Origin of the sequence: Actinoplanes sp. NPDC089786, assembly GCF_040684855.1 — a bacterium.
Taxonomy (GTDB): domain Bacteria; phylum Actinomycetota; class Actinomycetes; order Mycobacteriales; family Micromonosporaceae; genus Actinoplanes.
On sequence record NZ_JBFBGU010000005.1, the window covers coordinates 352,885 to 378,289 of the forward strand.

Annotated in this window: 24 protein-coding genes; 20 read left to right on the plus strand and 4 right to left on the minus strand. The window is 72.3% G+C overall.

The features are described 5' to 3' along the window. The first annotated feature begins 51 nt into the window (after positions 1 to 51). The 14 genes from AB0O15_RS20040 (at position 52) to AB0O15_RS20105 (ending at position 14,225) form a co-directional block, all read left to right on the plus strand. Positions 52 to 432, plus strand: coding sequence for a DUF2089 domain-containing protein (locus AB0O15_RS20040; protein WP_364320363.1), 381 nt, complete (start codon positions 52 to 54; stop codon positions 430 to 432). Continuing rightward, a complete protein-coding gene (locus AB0O15_RS20045; protein ID WP_364320365.1) occupies positions 429 to 677 on the plus strand; it encodes a hypothetical protein in 249 nt (82 codons plus the stop codon). The genes AB0O15_RS20040 and AB0O15_RS20045 overlap by 4 nt, the downstream gene beginning before the upstream one ends. Before the next feature lie 60 nt (positions 678 to 737). Beyond that, positions 738 to 1,169 (plus strand): hypothetical protein, encoded by a 432-nt coding sequence (locus tag AB0O15_RS20050; RefSeq protein ID WP_364320367.1) that lies wholly within the window; start codon positions 738 to 740, stop codon positions 1,167 to 1,169. Next, complete coding sequence (locus tag AB0O15_RS20055; protein WP_364320368.1) at positions 1,166 to 1,921, plus strand: ATP-binding cassette domain-containing protein; 756 nt, start codon at positions 1,166 to 1,168, stop codon at positions 1,919 to 1,921. The genes AB0O15_RS20050 and AB0O15_RS20055 overlap by 4 nt, the downstream gene beginning before the upstream one ends. Further along, a complete protein-coding gene (locus tag AB0O15_RS20060) occupies positions 1,918 to 2,664 on the plus strand; it encodes an ABC transporter permease (RefSeq protein WP_364320369.1) in 747 nt (248 codons plus the stop codon). Before AB0O15_RS20055 ends, AB0O15_RS20060 begins: the two co-directional genes overlap by 4 nt. A gap of 217 nt (positions 2,665 to 2,881) precedes the next feature. Next, complete coding sequence (locus AB0O15_RS20065; protein WP_364320371.1) at positions 2,882 to 2,971, plus strand: potassium-transporting ATPase subunit F; 90 nt, start codon at positions 2,882 to 2,884, stop codon at positions 2,969 to 2,971. Further along, positions 2,971 to 4,614: a potassium-transporting ATPase subunit KdpA gene (gene kdpA / locus AB0O15_RS20070; protein WP_364320372.1), complete on the plus strand. Its 1,644-nt coding sequence runs from the start codon at positions 2,971 to 2,973 to the stop codon at positions 4,612 to 4,614. Before AB0O15_RS20065 ends, kdpA begins: the two co-directional genes overlap by 1 nt. Before the next feature lie 151 nt (positions 4,615 to 4,765). After that, positions 4,766 to 6,856, plus strand: coding sequence for a potassium-transporting ATPase subunit KdpB (gene kdpB / locus AB0O15_RS20075; protein WP_364320374.1), 2,091 nt, complete (start codon positions 4,766 to 4,768; stop codon positions 6,854 to 6,856). A gap of 1 nt (position 6,857) precedes the next feature. Next, positions 6,858 to 7,646 carry a potassium-transporting ATPase subunit C gene (locus tag AB0O15_RS20080; RefSeq protein ID WP_364320376.1) on the plus strand — a complete coding sequence of 263 codons (789 nt, stop codon included), beginning with the start codon at positions 6,858 to 6,860 and terminating at the stop codon, positions 7,644 to 7,646. Positions 7,647 to 7,651: 5 nt separating this feature from the next. Next, positions 7,652 to 10,132, plus strand: coding sequence for a DUF4118 domain-containing protein (locus AB0O15_RS20085; RefSeq protein ID WP_364320378.1), 2,481 nt, complete (start codon positions 7,652 to 7,654; stop codon positions 10,130 to 10,132). A 179-nt stretch (positions 10,133 to 10,311) separates the two neighbouring features. Continuing rightward, positions 10,312 to 10,956, plus strand: a complete 645-nt coding sequence (locus tag AB0O15_RS20090; protein WP_364320380.1) for a response regulator transcription factor — start codon at positions 10,312 to 10,314, stop codon at positions 10,954 to 10,956. Positions 10,957 to 11,072: 116 nt separating this feature from the next. Continuing rightward, complete coding sequence (locus tag AB0O15_RS20095) at positions 11,073 to 11,561, plus strand: hypothetical protein (protein ID WP_364320382.1); 489 nt, start codon at positions 11,073 to 11,075, stop codon at positions 11,559 to 11,561. Between the two features lie 20 nt (positions 11,562 to 11,581). Then, positions 11,582 to 13,537, plus strand: a complete 1,956-nt coding sequence (locus AB0O15_RS20100; protein ID WP_364320384.1) for a sensor histidine kinase — start codon at positions 11,582 to 11,584, stop codon at positions 13,535 to 13,537. A gap of 88 nt (positions 13,538 to 13,625) precedes the next feature. After that, positions 13,626 to 14,225 carry a sigma-70 family RNA polymerase sigma factor gene (locus AB0O15_RS20105; RefSeq protein ID WP_364320386.1) on the plus strand — a complete coding sequence of 200 codons (600 nt, stop codon included), beginning with the start codon at positions 13,626 to 13,628 and terminating at the stop codon, positions 14,223 to 14,225. On the opposite strand, the gene AB0O15_RS20110 is transcribed toward AB0O15_RS20105, so the two are convergent. Continuing rightward, complete coding sequence (locus tag AB0O15_RS20110; protein ID WP_364320388.1) at positions 14,187 to 15,080, minus strand: alpha/beta hydrolase; 894 nt, start codon at positions 15,078 to 15,080, stop codon at positions 14,187 to 14,189. The genes AB0O15_RS20105 and AB0O15_RS20110 overlap by 39 nt on opposite strands. Next, positions 15,081 to 16,022, minus strand: a complete 942-nt coding sequence (locus AB0O15_RS20115) for a nucleoside hydrolase (RefSeq protein ID WP_364320390.1) — start codon at positions 16,020 to 16,022, stop codon at positions 15,081 to 15,083. It lies immediately after the preceding gene. 90 nt (positions 16,023 to 16,112) lie between these two features. On the opposite strand from AB0O15_RS20115, the gene AB0O15_RS20120 reads away from it, so the two are divergent. Then, positions 16,113 to 17,135 carry a DUF808 domain-containing protein gene (locus AB0O15_RS20120; RefSeq protein WP_364320392.1) on the plus strand — a complete coding sequence of 341 codons (1,023 nt, stop codon included), beginning with the start codon at positions 16,113 to 16,115 and terminating at the stop codon, positions 17,133 to 17,135. Here the strand turns inward: AB0O15_RS20120 and AB0O15_RS20125 are convergent. Both AB0O15_RS20125 and AB0O15_RS20130 read right to left on the minus strand, forming a co-directional pair. Next, positions 17,132 to 17,584, minus strand: coding sequence for a hypothetical protein (locus AB0O15_RS20125; RefSeq protein ID WP_364320394.1), 453 nt, complete (start codon positions 17,582 to 17,584; stop codon positions 17,132 to 17,134). The two genes, AB0O15_RS20120 and AB0O15_RS20125, sit on opposite strands and share 4 nt — an antisense overlap. A gap of 89 nt (positions 17,585 to 17,673) precedes the next feature. Then, the gene (locus tag AB0O15_RS20130; protein ID WP_364320397.1) at positions 17,674 to 20,904 is read right to left on the minus strand and encodes a CHAT domain-containing protein; all 3,231 of its coding nucleotides are present in this window, start codon (positions 20,902 to 20,904) and stop codon (positions 17,674 to 17,676) included. 87 nt (positions 20,905 to 20,991) lie between these two features. Here AB0O15_RS20130 and AB0O15_RS20135 point away from each other — a divergent pair, with 87 nt between their 5' ends. From AB0O15_RS20135 to AB0O15_RS20155, 5 genes are all read left to right on the plus strand, one after another. Further along, positions 20,992 to 21,354, plus strand: coding sequence for a hypothetical protein (locus tag AB0O15_RS20135; RefSeq protein WP_364320399.1), 363 nt, complete (start codon positions 20,992 to 20,994; stop codon positions 21,352 to 21,354). Beyond that, entirely contained in the window at positions 21,351 to 22,181 is an 831-nt protein-coding gene (locus AB0O15_RS20140) for a hypothetical protein (protein WP_364320401.1), read from the plus strand. Before AB0O15_RS20135 ends, AB0O15_RS20140 begins: the two co-directional genes overlap by 4 nt. 32 nt (positions 22,182 to 22,213) lie before the next feature. After that, positions 22,214 to 22,660, plus strand: a complete 447-nt coding sequence (locus tag AB0O15_RS20145; RefSeq protein ID WP_364320403.1) for a GtrA family protein — start codon at positions 22,214 to 22,216, stop codon at positions 22,658 to 22,660. 99 nt (positions 22,661 to 22,759) lie between these two features. Then, positions 22,760 to 24,709, plus strand: a complete 1,950-nt coding sequence (locus AB0O15_RS20150; protein WP_364320405.1) for a peptidoglycan-binding domain-containing protein — start codon at positions 22,760 to 22,762, stop codon at positions 24,707 to 24,709. Further along, positions 24,706 to 25,398, plus strand: coding sequence for a hypothetical protein (locus tag AB0O15_RS20155; protein WP_364320407.1), 693 nt, complete (start codon positions 24,706 to 24,708; stop codon positions 25,396 to 25,398). The genes AB0O15_RS20150 and AB0O15_RS20155 overlap by 4 nt, the downstream gene beginning before the upstream one ends. Positions 25,399 to 25,405 lie beyond the last annotated feature (7 nt).

Genomic DNA, 25,405 nt, shown 5'->3' on the forward strand with positions numbered 1-25,405 from the left:
TCAAGCTACAAATGAACCTGCACAGCGTCGCCACAGAGTTGAGGAGCCGGCGTGGATTGGCAGGAACTGACGGATCTGACCCAGGGGCAGCCGTTCATCGTCGAGCGGGTCCGGCTCACCGGCAGCGGCGTCGCGATCGAGGGGCAGTTCGAGCCGCCGCAGCTGGCCCAGCTCGGCGTCGACGATCAGGTCTTCGTCGCCGCGTTCGTCCGGGCGCACGGCTCGATCAAGGAGATGGAGCGGCTCTTCGGGGTGAGCTACCCGACGATCAAGGCCCGGCTCAACCGCATCTCCGAGAACCTCAGCTTCGCCGTCGAGCTCGCCGAGCCGGCGCCGGAACCGGAGCCGCCCGGCGCCGACGTCGTCGACCGTCTGCAGCGCGGCGAGATCACCGTCCAGGAGGCGCTCGACGCGTTGAAGGGCTCCCGGTGATCCCCCTGCTGATGATCGTCCGGGCCGGCCGCCGCCGCCGGTGGTTCGTCCCGCTACCCCTGGTCGTGCTGCTGCTGTCCCCGCTGCTGGTGCTCGCCCTGCTGGCCGGGCTGGTCGCCTGCGTGATCTTCCGGATCAACCCGGCGGCCGCCCTGCTCGGCCTCGGCCGGGTGCTGTGGGCGCTGCCCGGCACCCGGATCGACATCGACGACGGCCAGACACCCGTCTACCTCAGCATCAGATGAGACCTAAGCGTCAGATGAGACCAAGCGTCAGATGAGGCCTCAGCCTCAGAAGGAGCAACCATGAACGAGCAGCACCGTCAGATCCTCGAGATGCTGGCCGAGGGCAAGATCACCGCGGACGAGGCCGAGCGGCTCATCGACGCCATCGAGCTGGAGCGCCCAGCCCCACCGCCGCCCGATGTGGTCCCGGCCAAGGGCAACCGGCCGAAGTACCTGCGCGTGCTGGTCCACGCCGAGGAGCCGGGCAGTGACGGGCCGAGCCGGATCAACGTCCGGGTCCCGCTCCAGCTGCTTCGGGCCGGGGTCCGGCTCACCAGCCTGATCCCGCCGCAGGCGCTCACCAAGGCCAACCTGGAGCTCAGCAAGTCGGGCGTGCCGATCGACCTCACCCAGCTCAAGCCGCAACAGCTCGAGGAGCTCATCGACCAGCTCGACGAGGTCACCGTCGACGTCAACGACCCGACGGCCAAGGTGCAGGTGTACTGCGAATGAGCCCGGATGCCGCGATCCGGGTCGGCGGATTGCACAAGTCGTACAAAGACCTGCCGGTGCTCACGGGCGTCGACTTCGAGGTGGCGCGGGGCAGCATCTTCGCGCTGCTCGGCTCGAACGGCGCCGGCAAGACCACGATCGTGCGGATCCTCGCCACCCTGCTCAAGCCGGACGAGGGCACGGCGACCGTCAACGGGTACGACGTCGTGTCCCAGCCCGAGCGGGTGCGCGAGTCGATCAGCCTGACCGGGCAGTTCGCGGCGGTCGACGAGATCCTCACCGGCCGCGAGAACCTGGTCATGATCGGCCGGCTCCGGCGCGTCGACGACCCGCGCAAGGTGGCCGACGACCTGCTCGAACGGTTCGGGCTGGCCGAGGCGGCGGGCCGCCGGGTGGCGACCTACTCCGGTGGCATGCGCCGGCGCCTCGACATCGCCATGAGCCTGATCGGCGAGCCGGCGGTCATCTTCCTCGACGAGCCGACCACCGGACTCGATCCGGAGGCCCGCATCGAGGTCTGGCAGGTGATCAAGAAGCTCGCCGACCGCGGCACCACAGTGCTGCTCACCACCCAATATCTGGACGAGGCGGAGAAGCTGGCCGACCGGATCGCGATCCTGCACCGGGGCACGATCATCGTGTCCGGCACGCTGGCCGAGCTGCGCGAGCTGCTACCACCGGCGAAGGTGGAGTACGTCGAGCGGCAGCCGGCCCTGGAGGAGATCTTCCTGGCGATCGTGGGGCAGCGATGACCGACGTCAGAGTCATGCTCGGCCGGTCGATGAAGCACATCACCCGCAGTATGGACACCATCATCACGGTCACGATCATGCCGATCGCCTTCCTGCTGCTGTTCCGCTATGTGCTCGGCGGCGCGATCCAGGCCGGCGGCGGCAACTACACCAACTACCTGATGCCCGGCATCCTGCTGATGGCGATCGTCAGCGGCATCTCGTACACCGCCTTCCGGCTCTTCAACGACATGAAGTCGGGCATCCTCGAACGGTTCCACTCGATGCCGATCACGCGGTCCTCGGTGCTGTGGGGCCACGTGCTGACCTCGATGGTGTCCAACACGATCTCGGTGGCGATCATCGTCCTGGCCGGGCTGGTGATCGGCTTCCGCTCGTCGGCCGGGCTGCTGTCCTGGCTCGCCGTGGCCGGGATCCTGCTGTTGTTCACACTGGCGCTGACCTGGGCGGCGGTGATCCCGGGGCTGACCGCTTCCACCCCCGACGGCGCGTCGGCCTTCGCGTACCCGCTCATCTTCCTGCCGTTCGTCAGCTCGGCCTTCGTCCCGACCGCGACGATGCCCGGCCCGGTGCGGGCCTTCGCCGAGAACCAGCCGGTCACCTCGATCGTCAACGCGCTCCGGGCCCTGCTCGACCAGCAACCGGTCGGCGACGACATCTGGACCGCCCTGGCCTGGTGCGCCGGCCTCCTGGTCCTGGCCTACGTGTTCGCCATGGCGGTCTACCGGCGCAAGATCGCCTGACCGGGCCGCGGCGCTAAGAACGCGTCAAGAAACGGGCGGGTCGCGTAGGGGTCGCGTGAACGCCGATGACGAGGGGGCCCCGGGCGCGCTGTGCTTCTCGCGAAGCAAGCACCACCCCCTCGTCAAGGAGTCGTCCCGTGGCTGATCTCGGGTTCGTCGTGCTCACGGTGGTCGCGTTCGTCGTGCTCACCGTGCTGGTCCGGGCGGTCGAGCGCTGGTGAGCGCCGTCAACCTCGCCGGCCTGATCGTGGCCGTCCTGCTCGCCGCGTTCATGGTGGCCGCCCTGCTCTTCCCGGAGAAGTTCTGATGGCCGGCTGGATCCTCGTCGGCACCCTGGTGGCCGCCCTCGTGGCGGTCCACCGGCCGTTCGGCGACTACCTGTACCGGGTCGTCACCGGCACACGGAGCAGCGGGGCCGAGCGCGTCATCCACCGCCTGGTGGGCGTCAACCCGGCCGCGGAGCAGAGCTGGGGTGTGTACGCCCGCAGTGCGCTCGCCTTCTCCGCCGTCTCGATCCTGTTCCTCTACCTGTTCCTGCGCGTCCAGGACCGGCTGTGGCTGTCCCTGGGCCTGCCCGCGGTCGACACCCACATCGCCTGGAACACCGCGGTCAGCTTCGTCAGCAACACCAACTGGCAGGCGTACGCCGGCGAGTCGACGATGGGCCACCTGGTCCAGATGGCCGGCCTGGCCGTGCAGAACTTCCTCTCGGCCGGTGTCGGCATCGCGGTCGCGGTCGCGTTCGTCCGCGGGTTCGCCGGCGCCCGCACCGGCCTCGGCAACTTCTGGGTCGACCTGGTCCGCATCACGCTGCGGGTGCTGCTGCCGGTCTGCGCCGTCGCCGCGGTCGTCTTCATCGCCGGCGGGGTCGTGCAGAACCTCTCCGGCGGCGCCGACGTGACCACGCTGACCGGCGCCACCCAGCACGTCACCGGCGGGCCGGTCGCCTCGCAGGAGGCGGTCAAGCTGCTCGGCACCAACGGCGGCGGCTTCTACAACACCAACTCCGCGCACCCGTTCGAGAACCCGACGACCTGGACGAACTGGCTCCAGATCTTCCTCCTCCTGGTCATCCCGTTCAGCCTGCCGCGGGTGTTCGGCCGGATGGCCGGCCAGCTCCGGCAGGGCTACGCGATCGTCGCCGTGATGTCGGTGCTCGCCCTGGCCAGCGTCGCCCTGACGGTCGGCTTCGAGACCCACGGCGGGGGTACGGTGCCACAGGCGGCCGGCATGGCCATGGAGGGCAAGGACGTCCGGTTCGGCGTACCCGGCTCAGCGGTCTTCGCGGCGACGACCACGCTCACCTCGACCGGGGCGGTCAACTCGTTCCACGACTCGTACACCGCGTTCGGCGGCATGCTGCCGATGGTCAACATGATGCTCGGCGAGGTCGCGCCCGGCGGTGTCGGCTCCGGCCTGTACGGCCTGCTCATCCTGGCGATCATCACGGTGTTCGTGGCCGGCCTGATGGTCGGCCGCACCCCCGAATACCTGGGCAAGAAGATCGGCGCCCGGGAGATCAAGCTGGCGTCGCTGTACTTCCTGGTCACCCCCGCGCTGGTGCTGATCGGCACGGCCGCCGCCTTCGCCACCGGCAACAACACGGCCGCCCTCAACACCGGCCCGCACGGGCTGTCCGAGGTGCTCTACGCCTTCACCAGCGCCGCCAACAACAACGGCTCGGCGTTCGGCGGCATCACGGTCAACACGCCGTGGTGGGACACCGCGCTCGGCCTGGCCATGCTGCTCGGCCGCTTCCTGCCGATCGTGCTCGTGCTCGCGCTGGCCGGCTCGCTGGCCCGGCAGCGGCCGGTGCCCGTCTCCGAAGGCACGCTGCCGACCCACCAGCCGCTGTTCGTCGGGATGGTCGTCGGGGTGACCGTGGTGCTGGTGGCGCTGACCTTCCTGCCCGCGCTCGCCCTCGGGCCGCTCGCGGAGGGGCTGTCGTGATCACCCTGTGGATAGACCTGCCCCTGTGGACAGAACCGACCGAACGACACACCGCGCGGCTACTTTCCGGCCCACCCAGTGCCTGGGTGGGGGAGGTGGCGGCGAGCGCGAGCGCGGAAACACGTTTTGACAATGTTGCGGAGCGCCGATCATGACCACGCCAGTTCTCGACAAACCTCGAACTCAACCGGCCGCGCCCGCGAAGAGGCGGGTCGGCGGCGGGCTGCTCGACCCCCGGCAGCTCTGGATCTCGGTGCCGTCGGCGCTGGTCAAGCTCGACCCGCGCACGCTGTGGCACAACCCGGTGATGCTCATAGTCGAGGCCGGCGCGCTGTTCACCACGGTGCTGGCGATCGTCGACCCGAGCGTCCTGGCCTGGGCGATCACCGGGTGGCTGTGGCTGACCGTGGTGTTCGCCAACGTGGCCGAAGCGGTGGCCGAGGGGCGCGGCAAGGCCCAGGCGGCGGCGCTGCGACAGGCCAAGAAGGACACGATGGCCCACCTGCGGGACGGGCGCGTCATCCCGGCGCCCGAGCTGAAGCGGGGCGACGTGGTGGTGGTCGAGGCCGGCCAGATCATCCCCGGTGACGGCGACGTCATCGAGGGCATCGCCAGCGTGGACGAGTCGGCCATCACCGGCGAGTCGGCGCCGGTCATCCGGGAGTCCGGCGGCGACCGGTCCGCGGTCACCGGCGGCACCAGGGTGCTCTCCGACCGGATCGTCGTCCGGATCACCCAGAAGCCGGGGGAGAGCTTCGTCGACCGGATGATCGCCCTGGTCGAGGGGGCCAACCGGCAGAAGACACCGAACGAGATCGCGCTGAACATCCTGCTCGCCGCACTCACACTGATCTTCCTGCTCTCGGTCGTCACCCTGCAACCTTTGGCGATCTTCGCCAAGGCCTGGCAGGCGGCGGCGCCGGACGCCGCGGCGATCGACGGCAACGGGGTCACCGGCATCGTGCTGGTGTCGCTGATCGTCTGCCTGATCCCGACCACGATCGGGGCGCTGCTCTCGGCGATCGGCATCGCCGGCATGGACCGCCTCGTGCAACGCAACGTCCTCGCCATGAGCGGACGGGCGGTGGAGGCCGCCGGCGACGTGAACACGCTGCTGCTCGACAAGACCGGCACGATCACCTTGGGCAACCGGCAGGCGGCTGAGTTCGTACCCGTCGACGGGGTCTCGGCCGCGACCCTCGCCGAGGCCGCGCAACTCGCCAGCCTGGCCGACGAGACGCCGGAAGGGCGATCGGTCGTGGTCCTCGCCAAGAACGGGTTCGGGCTACGGGAGCGGGAGGCCGGGCTGATCGCCGGGGCGACGTTCGTGCCGTTCTCGGCCCAGACCCGGATGAGCGGGGTGGACATCGGCGACCGGAAGATCCGGAAGGGAGCGGCGGCGGCCGTCATCACCTGGTCCGGCGTCTCCTCCGATCAGGTCGCCGAGATCGTCGACCGGATCAGCGCCGGTGGTGGCACCCCGCTGGTGGTCGCCGACGAGGGCCGGATCCTCGGGGTGATCCACCTCAAGGACGTGGTGAAGCCGGGCATGCGGGAGCGGTTCGACGAGATGCGGCGGATGGGCATCCGGACCGTGATGATCACCGGTGACAATCCGCGTACGGCCAAGGCGATCGCGGACGAGGCCGGCGTGGACGACGTGCTGGCCGAGGCGACGCCCGAGGACAAGCTCGCCTACATCCGTAGGGAGCAGGAGGGCGGCCGGCTGGTCGCGATGACCGGCGACGGCACCAACGACGCGCCCGCGCTGGCCCAGGCCGACGTCGGCGTGGCGATGAACACCGGCACGTCGGCCGCCAAGGAGGCCGGCAACATGGTCGACCTCGACTCCGACCCGACCAAACTGATCGAGATCGTCGAGATCGGCAAGCAGCTGCTGATCACCCGGGGCGCGCTGACCACGTTCTCGATCACCAACGACATCGCCAAGTACTTCGCGATCATCCCGGCCATGTTCGCCGCGGTCTATCCGGGGCTGGACGCGCTCAACATCATGCGGCTGCACTCGCCGGGCTCGGCGATCCTGTCCGCGGTCATCTTCAACGCCCTCGTCATCGTGGCGCTGATCCCGCTCGCCCTGCGCGGGGTGCGGTACACGCCGTCCAGCGCCACCTCATTGCTGAGACGCAACCTGCTCGTCTACGGCCTGGGCGGCGTCATCGCCCCGTTCCTCGGCATCAAGCTCATCGACCTGCTCATCCAGTTCATCCCAGGGATCTGACATGCGACTCCCCGGCTGGCTCGCCCAGCACCTCGCCGCGCTGCGTGCGCTGCTCGTCCTCACCGTCCTGCTCGGCCTGGCCTACCCGCTCGTGATGGTCGCGGTCGGGCAGCTGCCGGGACTTCGCGACAAAGCCGACGGCTCGCTGGTGGCGCACGGCAGCAGGCTGATCGGCCAGTCCTTCACCGACGCGGACGGCACGCCGGTCCCGCGCTACTTCCAGAGCCGTCCCTCGGCGGCCGGCGACAACGGCTACGACCCGACCGCGACCGCCGCGAGCAATCTGGGCCCGGAGAGCCTGGACCTGCTCAACGACGTCTGCGCCCGCAGCCGAGCGATCGGCGAGCTGGAGGGCGTCGACGGGAGCCGGCCCTACTGCACCGCCGGCGGCGTGGGCGCGGTCCTCGCGGTGTTCCGTCGCCACGGCTTCACAGGGCCGGTCACCCGTGTGGTGTCGGTCAATGAGACGGGTACGCCCTTCGTCGCCACGTACGACGGCCGGCCGGTCGAATCGGCCAGGGCGGGGGAGGACTACCAGGCTCTCGGGGCGGTGATCACCCCGATCCGGGGCGACGCTCCCGCCGACCCGGTGGTGCCCGCCGACGCGGTGACGGCCAGCGGCAGCGGCCTCGACCCCGACATCAGCCCCGCGTACGCCGCGCTGCAGGCGCCCCGGGTCGCCCGGGAACGGGCCATGGACGTGGCCCGGGTGCGCGAACTGATCGAGGAGAACACCCACGGCCGGGCGGTCAACGTGCTCGAACTCAACCTCGCGCTCGACCGCGGGTAGCCACCATGGCCCGCGGAGAGCTGCGGATCTTCCTGGGCGCCGCCCCGGGCGTCGGCAAGACGTACACCATGTTGGAAGAGGCCCACCGGCGCGCCGAGCGCGGCACCGACGTGGTGGTCGCGTTCGTCGAGACGCACGGCCGCAAGCACACCGAAGCCATGATCGGCGACCTTCCGGTGCTGCCGCGGCTCGCGGTGACCTACCGGGGCGCGGCGTTCACCGAGATGGACGTCGACGCGGTGCTCGCCCGCCGGCCCGAGGTCGCCGTGGTCGACGAGCTCGCGCACACCAACATCCCGGGCGCCCGCAACGCCAAGCGCTGGCAGGATGTCCGGGCGCTGCTCGACGCCGGGATCTCGGTGCTGACCACGGTCAACGTGCAACATCTGGAGTCGCTCAACGACGTGGTGGCCCGGATCACCGGTGTCGAGCAGCGGGAGACCGTGCCCGACGCGATGGTCCGGGCGGCCGAACAGGTCGAGCTGATCGACATGACGCCGGAGGCGCTGCGGCGGCGGATGGCGCACGGCAACATCTACCGGCCCGAGAAGGTCGATGCCGCGCTGGGCAACTACTTCCGGGCCGGGAACCTGACCGCGCTGCGCGAGCTGGCGCTGCTGTGGCTGGCCGGCCAGGTCGAGGACCAGCTCGGCCGGTACCGGGCCGACCACCGGATCGACGCCACCTGGGAGACCCGGGAACGGGTCGTCGTCGCCCTCACCGGCGGGCCGGAAGGCGCCACGCTGATCCGCCGCGCGGCCCGCATCGCCGCGCGCAACTCCGGCGCCGACCTGATGGCCGTGCACATCAGCCGGGACGACGGGCTGGCCGGCGCCGACCCCGTCGAACTGGCCCGGCAGCGGGTGCTGGTGGAGAGCCTCGGCGGTTCCTACCACCAGGTGTCCGGGGCGGACGTGCCGCGGGCGCTGCTCGACTTCGCCCGCGCCGTCAACGCCACCCAGATCGTGCTGGGAGCGTCGAGCCGGGGCCGGCTCGCGCAGATCTTCGCGGCCGGCGTGGGCGTCACCACCACCGCGCTGTCCGGCAGCATCGACGTCCACCTCGTGCCCCACGAGCGTGCCGGACAGGGGCGGCGCGCCCGGCGTACCCCCTCCGCTCTGTCCTGCCGCCGGCGGATCGCCGGGTTCGCCACGGTGCTGGCCGGCCTACCGGCGCTGACCGCGCTGCTGCACGCGTACCCCAGCCTGTCCTTGACCCTCGACATCCAGCTGTTCCTGGCCGCCGTCGTCGGGGTCGCGCTGATCGGCGGCCTGTGGCCGGCGCTGCTGGCCGCGGTGGCCGGGTCGCTGCTGCTCAACTACTTCTTCACGCCGCCGCTCGGCCGGTTCACCATCGCCCGGGGCGAGAACCTCGCGGCGCTGCTGATCTTCGTGGTGGTGGCGATCGCGGTGAGCTGGGTGGTCGACACCGCCGCGCGCAAGACCCGGCAGGCGGCGCAGGCCGGCGCCGACGCGCAGACGCTGGCCACCGTGGCCGGCGGTGTGCTGCGCGGCGAGCGGCCGCTGATCGCCCTGCTGGAGCGGCTGCGCGAGACGTTCACGCTGGAGACGGTCATGCTGCTGGACGGCGGGACGCCGGTCGCCTCGGTGGGCGGGCCGGCCTGCGACCCCGGCGACGCGGACGCCACGGTACGGGTCGACGACCGTGTGGTGATGCTGCTCAAGGGGCGTCCGCTGCCGGCCGGCGACCGGCGCATCGTGGAGGCGTTCGCCGCCCAGGCCACGCTCGCGCTGCGGCAGGAACGGCTGACCGCCGAGGCCGCCGCCGCGAGACCGCTCGCCGAGGCCGACCGGATGCGCACGGCCCTGCTGGCCGCGGTCAGCCACGATCTGCGTACGCCGCTGGCCTCGGCCAAGGCCGCGATCGCCAGCCTGCGCAGCGACGACGTGCACTTCGGCGACGACGACCGCGCCGAGCTGCTGGCCACCGCCGACGAATCCCTCGACCGCCTGATCCGCCTGGTCAGCAACCTGCTCGACATGAGCCGCCTGCAGGCCGGGGCGCTCGGGATCGCCGCGCTCGACGCCGGCGCCGAGGAGATCCTCCCGCGCGCGCTCGACGACCTGGGCGAGCCCGGCCGCGGCGTACGGCTGCACCTCCCCGACGACCTGCCGCTCCTGCACACCGACCCCGGCCTGCTGGAACGCGTCGTCGTCAACCTGACCGCCAACGCCCTGCGGCACAGCCCGCCGGACCGCCCGCCGGTGATCACCGCCAGCACCCTGGGCGCCCACGTCGAGATCCGCGTCATCGACCACGGCCCCGGCATCCCGGCCGACCGCTGGGACGACGTCTTCCTGCCCTTCCAGCGCCTCGGCGACCGCGACAACCACACCGGCGTCGGCCTGGGCCTCGCCCTGTCCCGGGGCCTGATCGAGGCGATGGGCGGCACGCTGATCCCCGAGGAGACGCCCGGCGGCGGCCTCACGATGATCGTCTCGCTGCCGGCGGCCGCCTCCCGGTGAGCCGTCAGGGAAGTTCGTGGCCGGTTTTTTTTGAACACGGCGTGGCACCGGGAATACGCGAAGTCCGTAACTCGACAGCGTTATTTGCTGGCGGATGACAGCGCCGGGCCGGATGCTGATACATCCACGGGGCAGCGGAGGGCACGCATGGCACGACGGCGGCAGAGGTGTGGGGTCCGGTGAAGACCGGACAGCGCGTGTTGATCGTGGACGACCATCCGATCGTCCTGCACGGGCTGCGCATGCTCCTCGAGAGTGAGCCCTGGATCGAGGAGATCACCGAGGCCCGCTCGGTCGCCGAGGCCATCAAGGAGGCCGTCACCCGCCGCGTCCATCTGGTGATCATGGATGTCCGGCTGCCGGACGGCGACGGCGTGGAGGCGACCCGGCGGATCGTGCGCGCGCTGCCCGAGGCGGCCGTGCTGGTGATGACCATGGACAACGACGTCGACCTGGTCGCGCGGGCGATGGAGGCCGGGGCGCACGGCTTCGTCCTCAAAGACCTCGATCCGGCCGACTTCCTCAACTCGTTGCGGGCGGTCGCGTCCGGCAGTGTCGTGATCGGACCGCACGCCGGGGTGCGGGTCCGCGCCGGAACCCGCAGCGGGCCGGCGGGGCTGCCGCCGCCGCTCGACTCGCTGACCACCCGCGAGATCGAGATCCTGACGATGCTGGCCGCGTCGGGGACGACGGCGGACATCGGGCGGCGGCTGGGCGTCAGCCAGAAGACCGTACGCAATCAGCTCTCCGCGATCTTCGTGAAGATCGGCGTGCACGACCGCGTCCAGGCGGCCCTGCTGGCGCAGCGGCTGGGCCTCAAGTGATGACAGGAACCCGACTCCGGCCCCGAGCCGGGACATCTGTCCCGGGCGCTCGGGACACTCGGACCGCCACGATGAGCAGCGAACGAAGGACAACCGTCTGAGCCAGAGGAGTGATCGTGGTTACGAACCCCTCAACCGGCGCCGTGGCGCCGGCCTCGACGATCATCACCATCATGTCCGACAACACCAAGGTGCACGCGTACCGCAGCGTGGGCCACATGGTGTCGGCCGAGTCCCGGCTGAAGGACCTGAGCTCATCGCAGAGCATCCTGTTCTTCGACGACCAGGGCTTCGCGCTGAACCTCAAGTTCGGTACCAACGCGCAGCTTCCCGAACTCGTCCGGGTCGGCGCGCCGGACACCGGCGCCGTTCTGGTGCGGCTGCACACCGTCATGGACCGCGCCATCGACCGGATCAACGCGGACCCGGCGCTCGTGCAGAACCCGGCCGCGGTGATCGCCTCGATCGTCGCCCTGCGCCAGCGCACGTTCGGGGAACTCTTCGGCCAGGGCTCGGAACTGGTCGACGAGAGCGACGGCAAGAAGCTCTTCAACGGACCCACCCCGCACGGCAGCTGGCTCCACCGCATCATGTACCACCTCTGATCACAAGCCGAGGAGAGACCATGGTCACGGCCCCCGCGGGTCTGTGGTCGCCGCGGCGGGCCGGCTTCGCCGCCCTGGCGGTCGCCGCATCCGCCCTGATCGTCATCGGGCAACTACTCACGCCGGACGACGCCCCCGGCGGGCCGGTGGCCCTGACCGCCGCCGTCGCCATCTCGTTCTCGGTACTCGGCGGATTCGTCCTGATCAGTGTCCCCGGACACCCGATGGGCCGGCTGATGGTGGCGGCCGGCATCACCGGGTTCGTGGCCGCCATCTCGGTCAGCTGGACCGGGTGGCTGCCGGCGTCCTGGCTGAGCAAGTGGTCGTACTTCCCGGTGTTCGGGCTGATCCTGCTCGCCCTGCTCGTCTTCCCGGACGGGCGGTTGCCGTCCCGCCGGTGGCTCCCGGTCGCCGTGCTGCTGATCGTGATGGTCGTGCTCGGCACCGCCGGGCTGGTGATGATCGCCACCGACCATCCGCGCACCCTGCTCACCAAGGCCGTCGAGCTGACGCCACGGGGGCGGCTGTTCGCCAACCTGCTCAAGGCGTCGGTCCTCATCGGCCTGGCCGGCGCGGTCGGTGTGATCGCCGCGCTCGCCGTGCGTTGGCGCCGGGCCCGGGGCGACACCCGGATGCAGCTGGCGTGCCTGCTGCCGGCCGGCCTGCTGCTGGTCGTCGGGCTCGTCCTGGACACGCTGAGCGTGAACGGCGCCTGGCTGCTCGTGGTGCTCGCGCTGCCGCTCGGCATGTGTGTCGCCGTGCTGCGATACCACCTGTACGAGCTCGACACCATCATCAACCGGCTGACCATCTGGCTGCTGATGACGCTGCTGGTGGTGGCCACCTTCGTCGGGGTCGTGATGCTGCTTCGGGACACCGTGCTCGGTGAGTCCCAGGCCGCGCTGGCGGCGACCGGGCTGGTCGCGGTCGGCATCCATCCGCTCCATCAGCGGGTGCAGCGCGTCGTCAACCAGCTGATCTACGGCGAGCGGGATGATCCGTACCAGGTGATCGGCCGGCTCGGCGAGCTGCTCGGCCAGACCGTCGACCCGGGCGCCGTGCTGCCCAAGCTGACCACCACGATCACCCGGTCGTTGCAGGTGCCGTACGTGGCCGTCGAGCTGGAGACGCCGGACGGGCCGATCCTGTACGCGGAGGACGGCCGGCCCACCGCGGCCGTGGAGTCCTTCGACATGGTCGCCCACAACGAGCGGCTCGGCCGGCTCGTCGTCGGCCGCCGCAGCCCCGGCGCCCACTTCTCCCGGCGCGAACGCAAGCTGTTCCAGGACGTGGCGCTGCACGCCGCGGTGGCCGCCGAGGCGACCCGGATGGCCCTCGACCTGCAGAGCTCGCGCGAGCGGCTGGTGCTGGCCCGCGAGGAGGAACGCCGCCGGTTGCGCCGGGAACTGCACGACGGGCTCGGCCCGGCCCTGACCGGGATGTCCATGCAGGTGCACGCCGCCCGCAACCTGCTCGAGAACGCGCCGCCGCGGGTCGCCCCGATACTGACCACGCTGGTGGACGACCTGCACGAGTGCCGATCCGAGCTGCGCCGGCTGGTCGACGAGCTGCGGCCGCCGGTGCTCGACCGCGGCCTGACCGAGTCGCTGCGCGCCGAGTGCCGGCGGTTCGCCGGGCCCGACTTCGCGGTCGACCTCACCACCGACGGCGACCTGGACGAGTTGCCGGCCGCGGTCGAGGTGGCGGTCTACCGGATCGTGGCCGAGGCGCTCACCAACGTCGTCCGGCACGCGGAGGCCCGGAAGTGCCGGGTCACCGTCCGCCGGTTGGACACCGGCCTGCTCCTGGAGATCGTGGACGACGGCATCGGCATCTCCGGCCCGGAGGGCAACGGGGTCGGCCTGAGCTCGATGCGGGAACGGACGGCCGAGCTGAGCGGGGAGTACGCGATCGGGCCGGCCGAGCCGCACGGCACGGCGATCACGGTCCGGTTCCCGTTCCGATCGGCGGAGTGAACGGGACACCTGCCCTTATCGGCGGGACACCTGGCCGCCGAATCTCTTGGTACGACCGGTTCCGGGTCGCACTTCCAGGAGGTCTCCGATGACCATCACGGCCGATGTGCGTACGCCCACCCTGACCATCGCCGAGACCAGCGTCACCGCGTTGCTGACCCGCGCCAGTGCCGGCGACCAGGGCGCGTGGCGGACCCTGATCTCCCGCTACGACGTGCTGCTCTGGGCGGTCGCCCGCTCGTTCCGGCTCAGCCACGCGCAGGCGGCCGACATCGTGCAGACGACCTGGATGCTGCTGGTCGAACACAAAGATCGGATCCGCGATCCGGAGCGGCTGCCCGCCTGGCTCAGCCGCACCGCCCGCAACCTGTGCATCGCCGCCGTCCACCGCAACGCGCGCGAGCTGCCGCTGATCGAGGACATGCGCCGGCAGGCGCCGGACGACGACCCCGAACAGCAGGCGGTGCGGGCCGAGCACCGGGCGATGATCCGCCGGGCGCTGGCCCGGTTGCCCGAGCGTGACCGGCGGCTGCTCGAGCTGCTGGTCAACCCGGCGGTCGACTACGCGTACATCAGCAAGGCCATGGACATGCCGATCGGGAGCATCGGTCCGACCCGGCAGCGGGCGCTGCGCCGGCTGCGGGAGGAGCTACGCGCCGGTGACCTCGTCGACGCCGCCCTGCAGTGAACGGGCGGCGATCGCGTCGGCGATCCGGTTCCAGGTGGCTTCGGGCAGGTCGTGGCCCATGCCCGGTATCACCATCAGCTCGGCGCCGGGAATGGCATCGGCCGTGGCTCTGCCACCAGTCACGTCGATCATGCGGTCGGCGTCGCCGTGGATGACCACCGTGGGAACCTCGAGGGCGCGCAGGCCCGCGGTGCGGTCCGGGCTGGCCACGATGGCCGCGAACTGGCGGACCACGCCGGCCGGGTGATGGCCCCGGTCGAACTTCGCGGCGGCGCGGCGGGCCAGTTCGGCCTCGTCGACCTCGAACCCGGGTGAGCCGATGGTGCGGAAGAGGGCGACGTCCGCGGCGATCGCGGCCTCCCGGGTGGCGCCCGGCACCGGCATCAGCTCGGCCGGGTTGCCCAGCGTGCTCTGCCCGACCGACGGGTCGCCGGTGGTCGACATGATCGAGGTCAGGCCGGCCACCAGATCGGGCCGGTCGACGGCGAGCTGCTGGGCGATCATGCCGCCCATCGAGACGCCGACGACGTGGGTGCGGCCCAGCCCCAGGGCCTCGATCAGGCCGGCGGTGTCGGCGGCCATGTCGGCCAGCCGGTAACGCGCGGTCGACAGGTCACCGCCGAACAGCGCGAGCACGTCCGGGTCGCCGAGGTCGTCGAGCCAGGTGGACCGGCCGGTGTCGCGGTTGTCGAACCGGATCACGTGGAACCCGCGCGCCGCGAGGGCGTCACAGAACCCGTCCGGCCAGGCGATGAGCTGCTCGCCCAGCCCCATGACCAGGAGCAGCGGCGGGTCGGCGGGGTCGCCCGTCGTCTCGTACCAGAGATCGATGCCGTTTGTCCGTACCGAAGGCAACTAGCTGTCCTTCCCTAAGGGGCGCACCGCGTCCATCAGCACCCGCCAGAACCGGTCCACGTCGAGACCCACGGCGACCTCGGCGTTGACCGCCAGGTCGGTGCGCCGGTGCAGGTCGACGACGGTCGCGCCACGCGTGTGGGTCCCGGCCAGCTCGACGGCGACCGGCGCCTCGGCGGTCGGCACCAGCGACGGGTCCAGCACGCGGGCGACGGCCACCGGATCGTGCACCGGCGGGTGGTCGAAACCGAAGTTCCGGCGGTACGCGCCCGCGAAGAACGTCATCAGCTCGGCGCAGATCCGGCCGAGCCGGGTGCCCATGCCCTGGAACTCGGCGATGATCTCGGCTGTGGCCAGGGCTTGATGGGTCACGTTGAGCCCGACCATGGTCAGTGGCGCCGGCGAGCGCAGCACGATGTCGGCCGCCTCGGGGTCGGTGACGATGTTGAACTCGCCGTAGGGCGTGGTGTTGCCGCGCTCGGTCGACCCGCCCATGAAGACCACCCGCCGCAGACGATCGACCACTTCGGGATGGGTATGGAGGAGAAGCGCGACGTTGGTCAGCGGCCCGGTGGCGATCAGCGTGACGGGCTCCGGTGACCCGGCGATCAGCCGTCGCATCAGCTCCACCGCGTGCCCGTCGACGGCGTCGGTCACCGGCACGTTGAGGTCGGGCCCGTCGAGCCCGGACTCGCCGTGGATGTCGTCGGCCACGGTGAGCTCGCCGACCAGCGGACGGTCACACCCGGCGGCCAGCGGCACCGCCGATGCGCCGGCCAGGGCCAGGATCCGCTGCGCGTTCCGGGTCGTCTTGTCGAGCGTCTGGTTGCCGGCCACCGTGGTCACGCCGAGCAGCCGGACCCGCGCGTCGCCGGCCGCGAGCAGCAGCGCCAGCGCGTCGTCATGCCCGGGGTCGCAGTCGAGGATCACCGGTCGGCCCATCGCCGCACACTCTAACGGGCGGCGTCATTCAGGAAGCCTTGCGACAATGGCCGGCACAGACGCTCGCTCAACCCGGAAGAAGGACTGCTCGTGGCCGGTGGACTCGTTGCCCTGCTGGACGATGTGGCGGTGCTCGCCCGGGCCGCCGCCGCTTCCATCGACGACATCGGGGCGGCCGCCGCCAAGGCGGGCACCAAGGCGGCCGGGGTCGTCATCGACGACGCCGCGGTCACCCCGCAGTACGTGCGCAACCTGGCCGCCGAGCGCGAGGTGCCGATCATCCGGCGGATCGCCGTCGGGTCGCTGCGCAACAAGTTCCTCATCATCCTCCCGGCCATCCTGCTGCTCAGCCAGTTCGTGCCGTGGCTGCTCACCCCGATCCTCATGCTCGGCGGCCTCTACCTGTGCTTCGAGGGCGCCGAGAAGGTGTGGGCCAAGGTCGCCCACCACGACGCGCACGGCCACGGCGACGAGGCCGCGAAGGACGAGAAGACGCTGGTCTCCGGGGCCGTGCGGACCGACCTGATCCTCTCGGCCGAGATCATGGTGATCACCCTGAACGAGGTGATCGACGAGCCGTTCTGGTCCCGCCTGGCCATCCTGGCCGTGGTCGCGCTGGTGATGACCGTGGTCGTGTACGGCGCGGTGGCCCTGATCGTGAAGATGGACGACGCCGGGCTGCGCCTGGCCCAGCTCTCGGGGGCGATCGCCGGCTTCGGCCGCGGCCTGGTCAAGGCCATGCCGATCGTGCTCACCGCGCTCACCATCATCGGCACCGCCGCGATGCTCTGGGTCGGCGGTCACATCCTGCTGGTCGGCTCCGACGAGCTGGGACTGCATTTCCTGTACGGAGCGGTGCACCACGTCGAGGAGGCGGCGCACGACGCCACCGGCCCCCTCGGTGGCCTGGTCGGCTGGCTGGTCAACACCATGTTCAGCGCGATCCTCGGGCTGATCGCCGGCGCGCTGGTGATCGTCGTCGTGACCTCCATCGCGAGCCGCCGCAAGAAGAGCGCTGAGCCGGAGAAAAGCGCTGAGCCGGAGAGAAGCGCTGAGCCGGACAAAGCCGCCGAGCCGGAGACGAGCGCCGCGCCGGGGAAGACCGAGGCCTAACCGGCGAGCCCGTCCTTGACCTGCTCGCGGATGTCGCTCGCGGCGGCCTTGTCGACCGTGATGTAGGTGATGTCGGGGAACTGGGCGCGGCCCTCGTTGAGCGCGGCGATCGGGGCCGCGCCGACCGCGATGATCGTGCCGCACCGCTGGGTGCCGAGCGAGTTGAAGAAACCCAGCCCGTTCGCCGCCGTCTGTGGCCCGCTGATCGACAGATACTGCACCTTGATCAGCTCCCGGTCGGAGACCTCGCGCATCGCCGACCAGGCGGCCTGGGCCGGCGCCCCGGCCAGGCCCTGGTCGTCGGTCAGCAGGCAGGCCGTGGTGGCCTGGTAGTGCCGCTCGCGCGCGGGCGCGTCGTCGTCGCCGGGCCACCAGATGATCAGGGCCAGCGCGCAGACGAGGAGCACGGCCGCGACGACCAGGGTCTCGCGGCGCCGGAGGAGGGCCACGGCGGAATCCTCGCACGCCCCGGGCGGGCCGTGGGGCGCCGGACGACATCGATATATCCACGATGGACCCGGAGGCGGCCGGACAGGCCTCAGGCTCCCAGGTGGATGAAGGGCGCCCAGCGGCCCGGCTGGTACGGATCGGCGCGGCGCAGCTCGAGGGTCACCGCGTGCAGGGCCCGGGCCGGCTCCGGATGCCGGTAGAGCTGATCGGTGACGTCGACCGCGGTGTCGTCGCCGATCGCCCACAGCGTCGAGATCACGTGCCGGTAGCCGGCCACCTGGAGCGCGGCGGCGAGGTGGCCCGCCTCGTCCGGCCGGTCGGTGTCGCCCCGCGCGGTGTGGCAGGCGGTCAGCACGGCCAGGTCGGCGTCGCGCAGGTCGAGCCCGGCCAGGTCGGTGATGGTCAGCGGCGCGTCGGCCAGGAAGAGCGCGGCCCGCTCGCCGTGGCAGGCCAGGTGCACCCGGGTGTGTTCGGTCAAGAGCTCGATCACGCGGGTACGGGTGGCAGCCGCGCCGATCACCACGGTGGCGTCCGGGAACCGCGCCCGCAGCAGTTCCGCCTCACGGGCCGCGGACGGCAGGCCGGGCAGCCCGGTGACGTAGAGCGGCTTCTCGGGCACGGCCACCACGAGCGGCCGCGGCGCGGTGGAAGGACGAGCCCGGCGGGCGTGCCGCAGCGCCCGCAGGGTCGGGGTGGTCGAGGACACCACCCGGTCGAGCACGCTGCGGCCGGCCGGGGCGTCGTCCGGGTCGTGGTAGCCGGCCGCGTGCATCGGCGCCAGCGCCAGCGGCCCGGTCGGGCACCACCACAGCCGTGCGCCGGCCGGGATCGGCGCCGCCTCGAACACCGGCGCCGCGACCACGTCCCACAGCCATTCCAGGTACGCCAGAAGCGCCTGCTCGCGCGGACCGGCCGAGGCGCCGCCGACCCCGGCGCCGGCCGACGCCTCCAGATAACGGCGGGTGCGCGTGTCCGCCTCGTCGGCGGTCAGATCCGGCAACGGCACCACCCGCACGCCGGTCGGGGTCAGCACGAGCGCGTCGCAGCGATAGCGGCTGACGTTGACCAGCACCACCGGACCCTCGGCGGTCACGTCCACCAGGTCGGCGAACGCGGTGGCCGGGGTGGGATCGGCCCGCGCGTCGAGCACCTGCCCCCACCACAGGGACCGGCCGTGGTCGAGCATCTCGACCGCCCGCTCGACGGCGCCGGCCGCCACGGCCGCCGCGGCGGCGTCACAGGCGACGTCCCACCAGCGGGAGATCAGCCGGTCGCGGTCGCCCGCGGGCAGGCCGCCCGACACGATCACCGGCAGGTGCGCGATCGCCTGGGCGTACGTCTCGGCGGCCCGCGACCAGTCACCGGAACCGTGGGCGGCCTGCTGGGCGTGCAACCGGCCGAGCAGCACCAGCGCGTCCATGCGCTCGAAGGCCGGCTCCGGCAGCCGGCCGTCGAGCGCGGCCACGGCCTCGTCGAACCGGCCCAGACCGGCCAGCGCGTCGGCCAGGCCCAGCCGGGCCGACCCCTGCACGGCCGACCGTGCCGAGGTGGCCGCGACCACCGAGCGGAACAGGTCGACGGCCTCGGCGAGGTCGCCGCGGTCGGCCCGGGCCAGCCCCAGGTTCACCTTCGACCACGGGTCACCGGGCTCGGCGGCCGCGCTCAGCAGGGTGATGGCGCGGTCGAGGTCGGCCGGGTCGTTCCCCCGGTGGAACCTGGTGCGCAGGCGGTTGCCCAGGTTCGCGTTCGCGTGGCGCCGGGCGTCGGGGGTGCGTGCGGCGGCGAGGACGTTCGTTCCGATGTCGATCGACTCGTCCAGGTCGGCCCGGCGTCCGGTGTGCTGGAACCGGTAGGCCAGCGTCGTGCCCAGGGTGCTGAGGTACTCGCCCCGCCGCACGTCTTCCGGCCGCACCGACTCGACCGCCCGCCGGGCGAGCGCGATGGCCTCGTCCAGGTCGGCGCTGTCCCGGTCGCGCAGGAATCGGTTGGCCAGGGCGGCGGCCAGGTTCACCGCGTCGCCCGCGAGGTGGTCCGGGTCGAACGCCGGGCGGGCCATCGCCCCGCGGAGCAGCTCGACGGCCTCGTCGAGGTCCTCGGACCGCCCGTGCTCCTCGAAGCGGCGCATCAGGGCCGGGCCGAGCACCGTGCCGACCATCCATCGGTCGTCCGCCGGCAGCCCGGCCAGCAACGTGCGTCCGTACGCACAGGCCTGATCGAGCCGGCCGGGATCGCCGGTCTTCTCGTAGGCCTCCAGGTGCTCCCGCATGACGCCGGTGTGCCGGAGGACCTCGCCCGGGTCGTCGCCGGCCAGCTCGGGCGGACCCTGCGGCGCGTCGGCGGAGGTGCCGACGAACTTCAGCCCCGGTGGGACCGCGGGCTGGGGGCCGCGCAGGGCCTCGACCTCGGTCAGGGCGTTGCGTGCGGCGTCCCGGGTCGCCGGGTTCCGGGTCCGGTCGGCCACCATCCTGAGGTAGTGCGCCGCGCCGTCCAGATCGGCCCGCTCGCCCAGCATCCGGTAGCGGTCCCGGTGGACCAGGCCGAGGTTGTACAGCGTGGCCTCGTGCGCGGGGTGTCCGGCCGGGCTGTGGTCGAGTGCCTGCCGGGCGCTGTCCCGCAGGGCGTCGAGGGCGTCCAGGGTCTGCTCGCTGTCGTACCGCAGCCGGCGCACATCGGTGCGCAGCATGAGGAACGACATCATGTTCGGGTCGCCCGGCGGACAGAGGCGGACGGCCCGGTCGATCTGCTCGGCCGCCTCGTCGAGCAGCGTCAGGTCGCCCGTGGTGACCATCAGCTGGATGAGGGACGAGCCCCGCACGGCGGCCAGCGCCGCCCGATCGGGGTGGTCGGCCGGGAGCATGGGCACGCCGAGGCGGATGGCCGTCGCCACGGCGGCGTGCAGATCGGGGGCGCCGAGCTCGGAGGCGACATCGTGCATCTCCTGGGCGGCGACCAGAGCCAGCTCGACCGACCGCTGGTCCCCGGTGCGGCGGCCGAGCTCCAGGGACGCGTAGGCGAAGGCGAACAGCAGGTCGGGAACCAGGTCGGGACGCTGCGTCCGGGCGATCGTCAGCAGGTCGCCGCGCATCTGGACGCACTCGGCCAGGTCGCCCGGACGGCCGGTCGACTCGAACCGTCGCCCTCGGATGTCGGCGTTCACGATCAGCGCCTCGAAGCGCTCCGGGGTGCCCGGGGCACTGGCTCGCACCGCCTGGTCACCCGCCCGCAAGGCCGGCTCGATGTCGGCGACCCGGTGGTTCCGGTCGACCCGGGCGAGCCATTCACGTGCCTCGCGCAGCGCCGCGGCCGCCTGACTCCCCACGGCCGCCTCCCCGGTGATCGCCCGCGCACCCACAGTAGAGCATCCGTCGATACGATCGTGGTCCCCTGATCCGAGGAGGCCGTACCGGTGGAATCCGAGGCCGACGTCCTGGCCGCCTGGTGCACGCTGCTGCCCGCCCTGCGCGACCGGGCCCGGCAGGAGGGTGTGCTGGACCGGCTGAACCGTGACGTCGAACGGGTCAGCGGCGGTGGATCCGCCCGGCCGGCGCTGCGCAAGTGGCAGCCCGAGGAGTACGGCGAGGAGCAGCGCACCTGGTCGGACCGGCCCACGGTCGGCATGGCGCGGCTGCCCGGGTGGGGTGGCGGCGCCGGCCTCGGCGTGGGCGCCTACGTCTGTCCCCAGGACCGGTGCAACCGGCGGTCCACCCGCGACGACGACGGCCACCCGCCGCTCTGCGCGGCGTTCGGCACGCCGATGCGGCCGGCATGATCGGCGTCCTGACCGAGGTCGGCAAGCGGGTCAGCGGCCGCTGGGTGACCGCGATGCTGCTGCCCGGCCTGGTGTTCGTCGCGGTCGTGACGGTCGCCCTGGTGCTCCGGCACGGCCAGGCGCTCGACCACGGCCGGCTGGTCGGGTGGGCCGGGCGGACCGGTCGCGGCCTGATCAAGGACCCGGCCCGCCTGGTGCTCGTCGTGGTGCTGGTCGTCGCCGCGGCCGGGGTGACCGGGACGACGGCGGCCGGGCTGGGCCGGTTGATCCAGCGCTGGTTCATGCGGGGCTGGTTCCTGACCGGCGACCGCCTGGTGCGCTCACGCTTCTCGCGGCGGTCCCGGGCCCTCGCCGCCGCCCGACGCGCCGGGCAGCCCGCCGTCCCGGCCTACCTGCCGCAGCGGCCGACCTGGCTCGGCGAGCGGGTGCGCCTGGTCGAGGCCCGGGTCCGCGCCCAGTACCATCTCACCGCGTCGCTGCTCTGGCCGCGGCTGTGGCTGCTCCTGACCGAGGACGCCCGCCGCCCGATCGCCGACGCCCGCACGCGCTACACCGAGGCGGTCACGCTGATCGGCTGGGGCGCCCTCTACCTGCTGCCCGGGGTGCTCTGGTGGCCCGCCCTGATCATCGCCGGCTGCGTGCTGCTGACCGCCTGGCGCCGGGCCCGCGAGTCGCTGGCCGAGTGGACCGATCTCGTCGAGGCCGCCATCGACCTGCGGCTGCGCGACCTCGCCGAGGCCCTCGGCCAGCCGATCAGCGGCCCCGCGATCACCGCCGCCGAGGGCCGCGCCCTGGACGACCGGCTGGGTAAGGCCGGCTCAGCCTGACGCCAGGCGATCATTGGCTAGTGTTGCGTCCCGTGCGTCGGCTTCAGAAGCTCGCCCGTCACTCGCTGACGAGATTCCTGGCCCTCGCGGCTCTCGGGTTCGGCGTCGATCTGACGCTGCTCGCGATTCTGCACCGGTTCACCCCCCTGCCGGCGGCCGCCGTGGTCAGCATCGCGTTCTGGCTGACGTACGCGCTGAATTTCGCCTTGAACCGGCATTTCGCCTTTCACGCCGACCGCGGGCCGATCGGGCGTCAGCTGATCCGGTTCCTGCCTCAGGTGCTGCTGGACTTCGTGCTGACGCTGGGCGCGGTCCTCGCGTTCCAGGCGCTCGGGCTGGCGCTGCCGGTGGCCCGCGTCCTCGCCGCCGGCACCACGCTCGCCCTCAACTACGCGCTGTACCGGTGGTGGACCTTCCGGTCGGCCCCCAGCCCGGTCACCGCCCGGCCGGAGCCGGAGCCGGTGCCGACCTACCGCTGATCTGCTCGAAAGGCCGCCCGAACGCCCTTGGCCGCGGCCGCGCCACGGTCGATGCTCGGGTCAGCCACCTGAACCGGCGGGACTGATCGGAGCCGTGCCGTGCCTGAAGCCTCGGACGAGCGGACCCGACCTGTTCCGCGTCCGCTGAACGTGCGCGAGCCTGACCCGGACACCGCCGGGCCGATCATGACGCCCGGCGTGGGCAACGCGGCCCTGGCGCGGATGATCCAACGGTCGCCGTCGGGCCCGGCCGCCCTGCCTGACCTGGCGATGTTCGGTGGAAATGCCCAGATCGCGCGGCTCGTCGAGGGCGACAGCGAGCCACCGGCCCCGGGTGGCGGGGGAGCGGCGCCGGCGCCGGCGGGTCTCGGCGGGGGCGCCCACGGTGAGGAGGTCCGCGACGCGCAGCTGAAGCTCAGCCGCGTGCAGGCCTCGGCGCAGCCACTGACCGAGGACGGCCGCTACGGCCCGCTGACCGAGGCGGCGGTGCGGACCTTCCAGACCAGCCAGGGCATCGCCCCGGTGACCGGCGTCCTGGACCCGGGCACCAAGGCCCGCCTCGACGCGGCCTTCGCGGCCCTGCCGCCACCGGCCCGGACCGTGCTCTCGCTCGGCGCCACCGGCCCCGACGTCGGCTTCGCCCAGCAGAAGCTCAACGCCCTCGGCGCCGCGCCCCGGCTGGCCATCAACGCGGTCTACGACGGCGCCATGTGGGTCGCCGTGATCAAGTACGAGTTCGGCACCCTGAACCGTTTCCCGACGGGGGTGGTCGACGCGGCCATGTGGGCGGCCCTGGACGCCGGGGTGCGGGGCGGGTTCATCGCGCCGGAGGGCCAGTCCGCCACCCCGGTCGAGCAGAAGACGAACAGCGGCACCGCCGACTCGCTCGGCACCCAGGTCGCCGGCACCTCGCTGCACCCGGTCACCGGCGTCGGCGGGCTGACCCAGGGCCCGGCCGTCAAGGAACTCCAGCAGAAGCTGAACACGGCCGGCGCCGCGCCCGCGCTGAAGGTCGACGGATCGTTCGGGCCGCTCACCCGGACCGCGTTGCAGGCCTTCCAGACCTCCCGGGTGCCGCCGCTGCCCGGCACCGGCACCGCCGACAAGGCCACCTGGGACGCGCTCGACACGGTGGCGCCCGGATCGATGACCGGCGCCGTCGAGCGGCAGTGGACCGAGGAGGTCGGCGGACACACGTACAGCATGGTCGGGGCCAGCGCGTCGCGGTACTCGTGGGAGATCCTGCCGACCAAGATGCAGGTCACCGTCAAGGTCAACTTTGTCGGGCTGCCCGCGCCCGGGTCGTGGTTCGGCTTCGTCGAAGCGGTGTGGAACCAGTACATGGGCGTCGACAGCGTGTCCGGCAAGAAGATGCCGGTCGACTTCCGGATGACCCGCGGCTCCGGCGGCGATGCGATGACGGTGCAGGTCAAGCCGGGTACGGGACGCGCCAACGCCGGGGAGTGGTTCGTGGCCGACGCCAACGCGGCCTCGACCATCCCGCACGAGTTCGGCCACCTGATCGGCCTCCAGGACGAGTACCAGCTGCACCCCGGCGACTACGTGCGGGTCACCGGGCACGAGCCACCGGTCGGCGACACGGCCGGCGCCGGCCTGGTCGCCGCGACCGTCGCCGCCAACCTCCGGGCCGCGATCATGGCCCGCAGCTCGGCCAACGCGCTCGCCGCCAGCAACACGGCCGGGGTCACCGGCGGCGCGTTCGCCCAGCAGGTGGTCGAGGAATACCGGAAGCTGGGCCCGGGAACCGTTCCGGCGGTGGCCGCGGTACCCGGCCCGCCGCCCGTGCCGGCCCAACCCGCGGTGGCGCTCACCGGCGAGCTGCTGCACGACCTCGACGTCGCGCTGCCCAACGACAGCGACCGGTACGAGACGATCCAGACGTTCAGCTACTCCAGCGGATCCATCATGGGTGACCCCGGCCGGGTGAACGACCCGCACGACCACGGCACCCAACCACGTCACATCGCCGAGTTCATGGCTATCCTCGGCCGGGCACTGGGCGGCACCTGGGAGGCGAAGCGCCGATGATCCTGCGTCTCGTGATCGCGGACGGCAGCCAGTCACCGGCCGTCGCCGAGAGCGTCGAGGTCGGCGACGACGGCGCGCTGTCCGGCTGGCGCAGCGTCAGCGACGGCGGGGCGGGCTGGTTCGCCGGCCGGCTGCCGGAGGCCGAGCTGGCGTCGGTCCGAGCGGCGGTCGAGGCCGTCGGCCCGGTCGCCCCCGAGGTTCCGGCGCGGCCGGACTCGGCCCAGGAGGTGCTCGAGCTGGACGCGACCGGCCCGGTCTCGATCGCGGGGATTTCCAACGGTACGGACGACTGGCCGCGCCTCGCCGCCACCGCTCGAGGGTTGCTCGACCGGCTGACCGACTTTCCGCGCGCCGCGGTGGCGGTGTCCCACCCCGCGCCCGGGGTCGCCCGGCTGATCCAGCGGGGCGCCGACCCGGTGCGTCTCGACCTGAGCGCCATCGCGGTGCGGGCGGCGGCGTGGCGCGGCTACTACGAGCCGGCCGGCGACTGGTCCGAGGTGGTCGCCGGGCCGGGCGAGGTCGAGGCCGGGCCGGGGTGGACCTACGACCTGGCTCTCGGCCTGGAGTCCGCCGCCGCACCGGCCGACGGCGAGGTGGTCGTGCACCTCACCGCCGACTTCGCCATCCTGAACGGCACGACCCGGATCCCGGTCCGCGCCCGGCACACCCCGGCGATCCCGCCGCCGTAACCCACGC

What these genes read in the sequence shown, in the direction of transcription:
- AB0O15_RS20055 (WP_364320368.1), top strand. Translation starts at nt 1,166, where the DNA reads ATGAGCCCGGATGCCGCGATCCGGGTCGGCGGATTGCACAAGTCGTAC.
- kdpB (WP_364320374.1), top strand. Translation starts at nt 4,766, where the DNA reads ATGACCACGCCAGTTCTCGACAAACCTCGAACTCAACCGGCCGCGCCC.
- AB0O15_RS20115 (WP_364320390.1), bottom strand. Translation starts at nt 16,022, where the DNA reads ATGGGCCGACCGGTGATCCTCGACTGCGACCCCGGGCATGACGACGCG.
- AB0O15_RS20050 (WP_364320367.1), top strand. Translation starts at nt 738, where the DNA reads ATGAACGAGCAGCACCGTCAGATCCTCGAGATGCTGGCCGAGGGCAAG.
- AB0O15_RS20100 (WP_364320384.1), top strand. Translation starts at nt 11,582, where the DNA reads ATGGTCACGGCCCCCGCGGGTCTGTGGTCGCCGCGGCGGGCCGGCTTC.
- AB0O15_RS20085 (WP_364320378.1), top strand. Translation starts at nt 7,652, where the DNA reads ATGGCCCGCGGAGAGCTGCGGATCTTCCTGGGCGCCGCCCCGGGCGTC.
- AB0O15_RS20080 (WP_364320376.1), top strand. Translation starts at nt 6,858, where the DNA reads ATGCGACTCCCCGGCTGGCTCGCCCAGCACCTCGCCGCGCTGCGTGCG.
- kdpA (WP_364320372.1), top strand. Translation starts at nt 2,971, where the DNA reads ATGGCCGGCTGGATCCTCGTCGGCACCCTGGTGGCCGCCCTCGTGGCG.
- AB0O15_RS20060 (WP_364320369.1), top strand. Translation starts at nt 1,918, where the DNA reads ATGACCGACGTCAGAGTCATGCTCGGCCGGTCGATGAAGCACATCACC.
- AB0O15_RS20140 (WP_364320401.1), top strand. Translation starts at nt 21,351, where the DNA reads ATGATCGGCGTCCTGACCGAGGTCGGCAAGCGGGTCAGCGGCCGCTGG.
- AB0O15_RS20155 (WP_364320407.1), top strand. Translation starts at nt 24,706, where the DNA reads ATGATCCTGCGTCTCGTGATCGCGGACGGCAGCCAGTCACCGGCCGTC.
- AB0O15_RS20105 (WP_364320386.1), top strand. Translation starts at nt 13,626, where the DNA reads ATGACCATCACGGCCGATGTGCGTACGCCCACCCTGACCATCGCCGAG.